7 protein-coding genes are annotated in these 9,754 nt (G+C 48.4%); 1 reads left to right on the plus strand and 6 read right to left on the minus strand.

Annotated features, from left to right (window positions below; genetic code table 11):
* Positions 1 to 153: 153 nt before the first annotated feature.
* The 5 genes from VE954_RS18285 to VE954_RS18305 all read right to left on the minus strand — a co-directional run bounded on the left by VE954_RS18285 (position 154) and on the right by VE954_RS18305 (position 6,914).
* Entirely contained in the window at positions 154 to 636 is a 483-nt protein-coding gene (locus tag VE954_RS18285; RefSeq protein ID WP_324955363.1) for a hypothetical protein, read from the minus strand.
* 67 nt (positions 637 to 703) lie between these two features.
* On the minus strand, positions 704 to 1,993 hold the full coding sequence (locus tag VE954_RS18290; protein WP_324955365.1) for a hypothetical protein: 1,290 nt from the start codon (positions 1,991 to 1,993) through the stop codon (positions 704 to 706).
* A gap of 286 nt (positions 1,994 to 2,279) precedes the next feature.
* The gene (locus VE954_RS18295; RefSeq protein ID WP_324955367.1) at positions 2,280 to 3,809 is read right to left on the minus strand and encodes a hypothetical protein; all 1,530 of its coding nucleotides are present in this window, start codon (positions 3,807 to 3,809) and stop codon (positions 2,280 to 2,282) included.
* Positions 3,810 to 3,891: 82 nt separating this feature from the next.
* Entirely contained in the window at positions 3,892 to 5,094 is a 1,203-nt protein-coding gene (locus VE954_RS18300; RefSeq protein WP_324955369.1) for a hypothetical protein, read from the minus strand.
* Between the two features lie 272 nt (positions 5,095 to 5,366).
* Positions 5,367 to 6,914: a hypothetical protein gene (locus VE954_RS18305; RefSeq protein ID WP_324955371.1), complete on the minus strand. Its 1,548-nt coding sequence runs from the start codon at positions 6,912 to 6,914 to the stop codon at positions 5,367 to 5,369.
* Between the two features lie 1,004 nt (positions 6,915 to 7,918).
* On the opposite strand from VE954_RS18305, the gene VE954_RS18310 reads away from it, so the two are divergent.
* Positions 7,919 to 9,556, plus strand: a complete 1,638-nt coding sequence (locus VE954_RS18310; protein ID WP_324955373.1) for a hypothetical protein — start codon at positions 7,919 to 7,921, stop codon at positions 9,554 to 9,556.
* 16 nt (positions 9,557 to 9,572) lie between these two features.
* On the opposite strand, the gene VE954_RS18315 is transcribed toward VE954_RS18310, so the two are convergent.
* Positions 9,573 to 9,754: hypothetical protein (locus VE954_RS18315; protein WP_324955375.1), on the minus strand; the 182-nt coding region annotated here is incomplete at its 5' end.

Genomic DNA, 9,754 nt, shown 5'->3' on the forward strand with positions numbered 1-9,754 from the left:
GATTTGGGGAAATGTTTGCCTTTGAAACTGATGGCCATATCCGCTCCGTGGATAAGGTGATTAGCAAATATGGCCTATCATGGAGCCTCATACTACATTTTTTTTGCAACAGATCCAACGCAAGAGCAATAGGACCCGAAAGTCTTATTTATCCTAAAATAGGGGTTTCAAATAACGATGAAAATCCATGTAGGTATTTCCATCCTGCCTTTCATTGGAATTACAGATAATCACACGCGCTGTTGGCAGCACAGTAAACGTGACGGCCGGATGAAGGCAAACTGTCGATAATCTACTTCTGACCGCGGGATATCCATAGAATAAGCGCATTCCGCTCGTGATCTCTTCAAGACCGTTCACGTCTTTGCAAAAAGTGTCTTCGAAGCCATCCTCATTGATATCCATGCGGATAAGAAGAGAACCTTTATGAGAGCAATATGCTCCTGAGCCCTCATCATTGTTTCGGTAGAGCTGATAATACCACCCACTAAAGTCGAGGTTATTGGGGTCAATTTCATCTTCTATTGTATCATGTCCCGTCTCGCCTTCTGTTGCCATCGACGGGAAGCTTGCAAGGACCAGGACAAAAACCAGGAAACTGATTGTGAAACGTGCAGTAATGCTATTCTTCATCATAATATAACCTCCATGGATATCATTCATGCATCCGACTGGCTGACGACGCAAGCCGGAATTCATCGGTTCAGCGGTGGATCCTAAAATAGGTGAACCTGTTATCATAATCGACACCGGAATAATTCCCGAAATCGCCATGACCAATCTTGCCCTGCACTGTCAGCTGACGCGTCGTGGATGTTCTCTCGTCCTCATAGAACGTGATTTTCCAGTTACCAAGGTTTACAGACACGGAGCTCAATTCCTTGTCGGGGAATCCAAACCCATCAAGACGATATAAAATCCCTGGCCTGAACGGGCTCTCGCTTTGATATAGATTGGGGAAATTCAAAGTGACAGGAGTTCCCGAATATTCCTTTCCTGTATATAAGGTTACGGAACCCGCATTTCCCAGGCTCAACACGTCCGCAAATCGGACATGATAGCTACTGATGTCTGCAAACGGCGGCCCAGGACAGCGGTCACTTGCACCTTCCCATCGACCCTGCTGAGCACAGTCCTTAATATCTTCGTCAATATTGAGTGTTGCGTGGACGCATGGCTCCAGGTCCACTGGCAGGTCTGCACATATGCTTCGAATTTGGCTCTGAAAATCGCCCAGCTGGTTAATGTGATTCAGCCGAGCCTCGTAAGGATAGATTATCGCATCCCTGTCGAAACTTTCGGATTCCGGCACGCTATAGGGTGACGACTCCCAACCTAACATTACGTGGTCCTGAGGATTAGCCAGGACCTGAGCTTCAAACTCCCGCTGAGCTGCCACAAAGCTATCCTTGATATCATCAAGGCTACTACGATTGTCGAAGTTGAGTTGATACTTTGTGCAAACAGATGGTCCAACAGCACCCTCAACTATACAGCGGGTCGAAAAGCTGATTTGATTGAAAATCTGGTCGTATTGCGAGGAATTTTTGATGGTCTGGTTGAATATGGAACCAATCTTGTTTACAAGAGCCTCTTTTGCAACATCCTTTTGGCCAAATTGCTCCTGGGTAAGTTTTGCTCTGAAAATAATTGTCATCCGCGATCCGAGTTCAGCCCTATCAACGTAGGTATCTCCGCATTTTCGTCTAAATTCCAACGCGGAAAATGCAAGCCTTTTTTTCGCCTGTTCGGTCAACTGAGGTTCGTTGGCGACCTTCTGAACTTCTTTAAGGACTGTCGCGCGTGCAACTGCAATGATCTCATCGTTTTTTATTGTTATATTGCCGATTTGCTTGGTTTCACTGCTTTCGGACAGCATGGAGAATGCGCCTGGGCTGGAGTCAAGCGCGTCCAGAATTTCATTGAAATCTTCCGCCAACTTAACTTCACTTGAAACGTTCTGCACCTCGGATGTCGGCGGTACTTGAATCAAGAGGCTGTCCTGCACAAAACAAGGATCCTTGACTATTCCAGTGAGCTGATCAAAACCGCGGCCTGCCCAGGTCGGGGCTGACAACTCAGAAGCCAGCCGGGAATAGCCTCCCTGGGCTTTCCCCGATTGATCCGGTTGGCAGTTCACTGTACTTAAAGCGATTCCACTGACTACCAGAAATGAATTTGCACGCCCCAAGAGTTTCATAGTCCTTTTTTCCTATGGCTTCGTAGATAAAGGGTGTCCCGACGTTTATCGTATATTGATCAAATGTCTAATCAGCCCTCTAACGATGAATCATGAAGGACGAGAACATATCGTCATAGTTGTAAGTTCCATACCGTTTCAGGTTGTTATGTCCCAGTTGAGCTTCGACCGTAACTCTGCGCCCAATCGTGAATTCCTGATGCTCAAAAAAGGTCACTTTCCATCCGGCACCCAGATTTGAAGCAATCGAAGTCAACTGATTGTCAGGGAAACCTAAAGGCGGAAGTGGATAAAGGACCCAGGCCTTGTATGCGCTCGCGGGATTATATACATTCTCGAAATTTAGATCCAGACGTCCACCTGCAAAGTCTGCTTCAGTAAATAGGGCAATGTTACCACCGTGACTTAAGCTCAAGGCAGCTGCCAGCTCAGGCCAGTTCCGATACTGGTTCACGTCGATCAGGGACGAGTCCGGGCACTGAGGATTGAAACTGGCTGCCCATGACGCCTGATCTGCACAGCTTCCAAGTCCCTCATCAGCTTTAAGGGTAGCTGTGATGCATGTCGGATGCCCTTCCGGTAAGTCATCGCAAATTTGACGAACTTCGTTGGCCAGGCCGCCGAGCTGCCGGACGTGCTCGACTCGTGTCCTATAAGGATAAAAATCACCTTCAGGAATTGTGACGTCGTAAGGCTTCTCATAGGACTCTGTTACCCAATCCAGCATCACGTGATTATTGGGATTTGCTTCAACCTGGGCAGCGAATTCCGTCTGGGCTGCCTGGAAACTATTGGCGAGTCCCTGCAGATTTTGTCGATTCTCAAAATTAAGCTGATGCGTGGTGCAGACTGTGGGATCCGCTGCTCCCTCGACAAAGCACTCAGCAGAGAACTGAATCTGGTTGAACAGGGAAGAGTTCTCAGACGAACTATATTTGCTATTTTGATAGCCAAATCCAAAAAGCCCGGCGCCAACGGCCTTGAGCACTTCCTCTTTTCTGGCAGTCTGCTCCTCGGATAACCGGCCACGAAGCACAATGGACATTCGTGATCCCATGGTTGCCTGCTTGATGAAACTATCGCCGCACTTCTGCCTGAACGCCAAGGCGGAACTGCCGAGGCGATCCCTGGCTCCAGCCGTGAGCTCCGGTACAGCCGCATCCAAAGTACGAAGCTCCCGGGTGTAAATTGTCTGAGCAACAGCAATAACCTCATCGCTTCTTACCCTGGATCTTCTGGTGACAGAACTGGATGTCCTGCTTGAAGCTGAGAAGAACAGGAAGGAAATTGACATCCGGCTGTCTGTACTTTTGTTAAAGACGTGACCCATTTCTCCATAGGTCTGCACAATATCCGAAGGATGGTCGGTCAGTCTCTTCGGTGTAATCAGGATGGGCAGATCCGTGAAACAAGGGTCCTTCGGAAGGCCCGTCAACTCATCGAGGCCCAGTCCCACCCAGGAGTCACCCGGGATCTCTGATTGCATCAATCTATAGCTGCCATCACTTTTCAGGGCATCGCCACAACTGACGATGTTGCTGAAAAGAAAAGCTGCACCAAGCAATGCCAGACCAGTTCTGGGTTGGAAAGATCTTGAATTAACAGGCATGAAAGACTCCTGCTGGTTGTCGCAAGCAAGGCAGTACTTTGACGACCGCCCCGTATTTACTGAAGCAGCTGTGACCTGAGGCTCAAATGCCCCATCTTGCGTATTTTGTTCTATACTCGTCCACGGTTCCTTGGTTACAAGGACTTCCGGTGAATTCCCAGGTCTCCTGTTGGGCACACCTCTTGATATCATCCTCGATTTTGGTGAGATCCAGGGTGCACTCAAAGGCAGGTGCGGACTCACACTTCGCGGAGAGGTTGCTATAAATATCACCGAGCGTCGCGACCAGCGCTTTGCGGTCGCTGTTGTCATAGAAAACAGGGCCTTCTCTATCCAAAGTCGGTTTATAGTATGGAAGCTTGTAGGCTACCGTTTCAAAATCGAGCATCACATGTTTATTCATGCTTGCGGGATCATCGACTGCGGCAGTAAACTTCTTCGAAGCACTATCAAGGCGAGCGAGCACGACTGAAATGTTTTGACGATCATCAAGATTGAGTTCTGAGCATACGGACGAAGGAGCTTTTCCTATCACCAGACACTTCGTTGAAAACTGCAAGGAGTTGAGAACGTCCTGCTGCTCCGTGCTCAGGGCTGAATTGGAGTTCACCTTCAGGAATGTGCCAAGTGAAAGTTCCAGCCCGGACTTCGCCCCCTTCTTGAATTCTTCAGTTTTGCCGGAAAGGTTTGCCTTCACCGTAACCAAAAATCTTGAACCTATCTTGGCTGACTTTATATATCTGTCGCCACAGCTTTGGCGGAATGGATAAATGGAAAAATTGAGGCGTTGCAAGGGATCTTCATCCAAGGTTGGATCACCCGGAGCAAAAATCTGCACTTCGTCCGTCACATTCATCTCAGCAACAGCAACGATGTCATCAGTGGAAACCCGGCTCGTCCTGCTGAATTGGCTGCTTTTGGTGAACGCAATGGACAAAAAGCCATTCCTGGCGGCGGTACCACCTGACGCCGAGGTATCACCCGTGGCCGGGGTCGTGGTGGTATCACCCGTGGCCGGGGTCGTGGTGGTATCACCCGTGGCCGGAGTCGAGGTGGTATCACCCGTGGCCGGGGTCGTGGTGGTATCACCCGTGGCCGGAGTCGAGGTGGTATCACCCGTGGCCGGAGTCGAGGTGGTATCACCCGTGGCCGGAGTCGAGGTGGTATCACCCGAGGCCGCCCCGCCTATGGCATCCCCTACTGCGGCTGCTACGACATTTGTTCGGAAAATATCCCAACTTAACGACAATCCGAAGCTGGACGACTTGTTTACTATCTTTGTCAACGAACCCCAGGATGAAACTATGTTCGTGCTTGAATCTGTTTCATTCTTCCTGGTCGGCAGTATCCTTCGTGACTGAGAGAAACAATAATCTTTGGGCAGGCCTGTGAGCTCGTCAAAGCCAAGTCCAACCCACGAGTCTGCTGGTGCATCGACATAAGTCAAACTGCTCTCTGCATTTTTCTCACAACTAAGGACAAGAGTGGCCGCTATACCCAAATTTAATGCCGATTTGATTTTCATCTCTTTTTCCTTTGTAAAAAGCTCATATGGCCCTATCTTTGGATCATGAAATAACCGAACCCGCGCAAGTCTTCGCTTTGTTCCTGCCCCTGCAGCGTTACATTACGCCCAAGTCCATCTTCCCCTTCAAAAAAGGTGATCTTCCAGTTGGGTTCCAGATTGGCCATTGCCGAGCCCAGCTGTCCTGGTGGAAACCCCAGCAAAGAAAGGTCGTACAAGACACCTGCACGATAATGACTCGAAGGACTATAAAGTTCTCCAAAGTGTAAATCGAGCGGCGTACCAACCCGGTTTGGAGATGCAAATAGACTTATGGCGCCGCCGCGACCAAGCGCCAGGACGCTTTTAAATTCCTCTCGATAATCGGAGATTGATTTGTACGGCGGTCCTGAGCACTTGCTGCCTGGATTCTCCCAGAGGCCCTGATCTGCGCAATGTCTGATTTCATCTTCAATCGCGATTTCTCCAGTAACACACTCAAATCGATCTGTTTCAAGATCACTGCACAAACTGCTTATCTCCTTCCCCAGCGCGTTCAAATGGGCCAAATGCAGGACCCGATCAGAGATAGGGTAGAACAAGGCTCTATCCTTTATGGCAACCTGGTAGGGTTCCGGGTAAGGTTCTGTTTTCCACTCCAGCATCACGAATTCATCAGTCTTCGCTGAGGCGGATTCCGCAAAGCCCAGCTGAGCCTGCTTAAAACTCTCTGCCAATGTCTCAAGGTTTTCGCGATTGTTCAGACTCAGGTTATAGTGAGTGCAAAGACTCGAATTGTTCACCCCTTCGACAAAACATTCTGTCGAAAATTTGATTTGGTTGAATAACTCTCTGTTCTCTTTATAGGATGCTGAAGCCTGATTGAAATTAAAGTAATTGAGAAGACCAAAGCCAATGGCCTGTCTTGCTTCTTCTTTTTGTGCCATCTGCTCCTTGCTGAGCCTGCCTCTGAACACAATCGACATTCTCGAGCCCAACGTCGCCTGTTTTACAAAGGCGTCACCGCAACTCGACCTGAAAGCCAAAGGTGAAAACTGCAGCCGTCTGATCGCGTCACTTGTCATCGTCGGCACCGAACTTCTGACTTGCCTGACCTCTTTGACAACCGTTGTTTGAGCAACAGCAATTACTTCATCGGTCCTTAATCGAGCTGACTTTCCTTTCGCACTGGATTCGCTGAATGCTGCTGAAAACAGGAAAAACGAGAACGAAATACCTGATGACGTGCTCTTGCTATATGCTTCACTCATATCTCCGTGGCTTCGAATAACGTGACTGCTATGGATGGTCTGATTCCTTGGCGTAACCAGGATTGAAAGATCCTCGGGAATAAAACATGGATCTTTTGGAAGACCTGTGAGGGAGTCAAAGCCCAGGCCCACCCAGCTCCTATTGAACTCGGTATAACCAAACGGATCGGATGCCGCTGTAAGATCATTGCTCTGATCAGCTGCGTATACTGCGCCAACATTCAATAGTGAGACAAGTAAAACATATAAGTTTGCTCCAAATGCAAACCTTAAGAAGGCTAACGGGGAAAATCTTGAAAAGGAATCCTGTATAGTCATTGGCCTATTCATGATTCACTCCTCCTAAAGGTTGCGTGGATCCGTCTTCAATAGTGCACCGATGAAATGTATAGACGATGTCGTTCTAACATTTCCTAAAGAATTGACAAGCGATAAAGCTGAGGAAAGATGACTATATTCATGAATTCTTCGTAAAGATGACCTGATGGAACTAACCACATATGAGCTAAGCAAGGAATTTTCTAAAGAAATCGAAAAGCTATTCAACGAGATATTGAAGACACTGGGCCAGCCGGGGTGGTGGAAGAATTGTGATCATGATGACTTTTTTAGTTATTATTGAAATCACATTGGAAATTGCAAATCGATTCCTTATGACTCCGCTGGTGACACCATGCTGATAACCATCATCGATGACGGAACCGGGTTTTTTCCACTCTGAGCCCTATGGAATTTACAGAATGAAAAGAAGACGATTCCATATCTTTCTCTGCCATAGATTCGAATATTCTTAAAGACGATTGGATTTGGCAGCAACACCAATCAATTAACTTCCATATAAGGGCGAGAATTGTGCTCAGGGTGGTTTTCAATTAACTCTTGCGATCAGGATGGAACTCGAAATAGGTTTCGCATTACGTCTCCCGAACACAAAGCGACTGCCATTAATCAAGGCGATACCCATCATATAGGCGAGTATTCTGAACGCCTTAGGCTCTGCGCTACAAGCTTGTTCTTATCAAAGTGGTTTTCCAGTCTGAGCGCTATAATACTCACAGAATGAAAAGATGAATTAAGGCTGGCACCCCGGTCAACGATTCGAGTAGTATTCAGGGCAATTGGACTTGGCAGTAACACCAATCAAACGGCATTCCATGCGGCTGATATTGTCAGAAAGTTAAGTCGGTTGATGCGTTAACTATCGGTTCCAACGGTCTGAGTCTGGTTGGTCGACTGATCACGGAAGCCATTCGCATGGGGAGAAGGGAATGAAAAACCCTGTGTGACCACCGGTCCAATCTGAAGTTTTGCGAACCAATTCTCAGGAGAATTTCATGAATCGTATCTGGGGTTCGACTTTAGTGTGTCTCCTATCTTTCTTTATGAGCTCTTGTCGTATTGCCAGCAAGCATTCCAGCACGGCGAAAAATTTGGACCGAACGCCTCTGCTTGGCTTTTCCTTTAATGGAGCAGTCGTGACAGATGTCGATGAAGCAACATTGAGTCGCATCGTGGCGAGCGCTTCCTATCCTCCGGCTGTCGCAGATCATCAGTTCGGCCAATTAAAGGATGGCTCAATCTGGTTCGCTGCCACCGACTCTGGACCTGGGTACCTGACCTATGGACCATACGCATCCGATTTACCGTCAGGTGCTGGTCGCGCAGTGTTTACGCTTGCTGTAGATAACAACACAGCTGATGATCATGCTGTCGCACGGGTAGACGTAGTTGCCGACGAAGGCCGCATACTCCTGGGTCAGCGCGTTATCCATCGGCGCGATTTCGATTCCCCTTTCTCACCACAGGATTTTTCATTGGATTTCCTTTATTCTGGAGTGGGACGGGTCGAATTCCGTGTGTATACCTTTGCCACATCCTACTTGGAGCATCACAACACTCGCGTTGCGATTGACCGTGAGGACAAGCTGGACAAGCTTTTCAATGGGAACGCCCGCCTTAATCTGGTTGGCCTAAGCAATTTTCCGACGTTGGACTTGGGTGATCGATATGCAGGCGCCAACCTGGGAACTGACTTTGTTGCTTTGGACGGAGTTTGGTATCTCTTCAATCGAGAGTATCAGTGGCTTGATAGATCATTGGTCCCCGGATCTTGCAAGTATGACGTGGCGCGTCTCAAGGTCCGCTTTTCGACCGATCGCGGTGTCAGCTGGTCTACTAGCGAAGTCGTAGCAGAACCGAATTTCGGAGCCGGCGAATGTGCGATTGTGGATGCTGATGTTTACTACGATAGTGAAACCAATACTTGGCACGCACTTGCACAAAGCCTATCCAATAAAAATGTCTGGAGTTTAAATCACTACTCGAGGACGGGTCGATCGCCACTCGGTCGTTTCACTGCAAATTTGGCCAATCCGGTGATCAGGAGCCGCTCGCTGTGGAAATCAATTTGCACGAATGATCCAGGTTCATGTCCAGGGGATACCGGGGATGAAGGCACACCCGAAATCATGTATAAGCGTAATGGCTACTATTTTATAAGTTTTCATGGCTATCATAGCTCAAGCGGGACCGGATATAGAGGAGTTGCAAAAACTACCGACTTTATGAACTGGCTCACCATCGCGCCTGATCTCCCTGGGGGGCCGATGTTTACTTCAAGAGACTGTCAAGGCTGGAATGTTCCGTGGAATCCACAGACCGGCTGCATCGGTGGAGGAGCAGCAGCCAGCTTATCCTCATCTAGCCACACTTACATGCTGGTCGAGGCTTCAGACAGAAACCTGCTTTGCACCCCGGATCAGAATTGGGTGTTCGGCTTGATTCGTTCGCCAAATCTCGCCAGAAGTGGTACGTGGGAGCAGTTCCGTGGAAATCCTTTGATCCAGCCAGTCGGGAAGGGTGTGTGCCCACTTCAGTATCCGAGGCTGTTTCGGGATGGAGAAAGAACCTATCTCTCTGTTTGGAACAATGTTCCCGGTAACACAAACATGGCAACATTTGAGATCCTGTGACAGAGATCAACCTGAATCAGATCAAAAGCGAAAGGCACGACGGCAGTTTTTCGGTTGTGTTGCGCCTGGGTAAGTCGGTGGTATTCTCGAGGAAACCTCGGGAGGGCGGCTCATGCTTTTTGACACCAAAGGACATTGTTTTGAGCGCCAGATCATCATGCTTCATGTCCGGTGGTATCTTTCCTATAAGCTGAGTTA

This window comes from Oligoflexus sp. (assembly GCF_035638955.1).
Lineage (GTDB): Bacteria > Bdellovibrionota_B > Oligoflexia > Oligoflexales > Oligoflexaceae > Oligoflexus.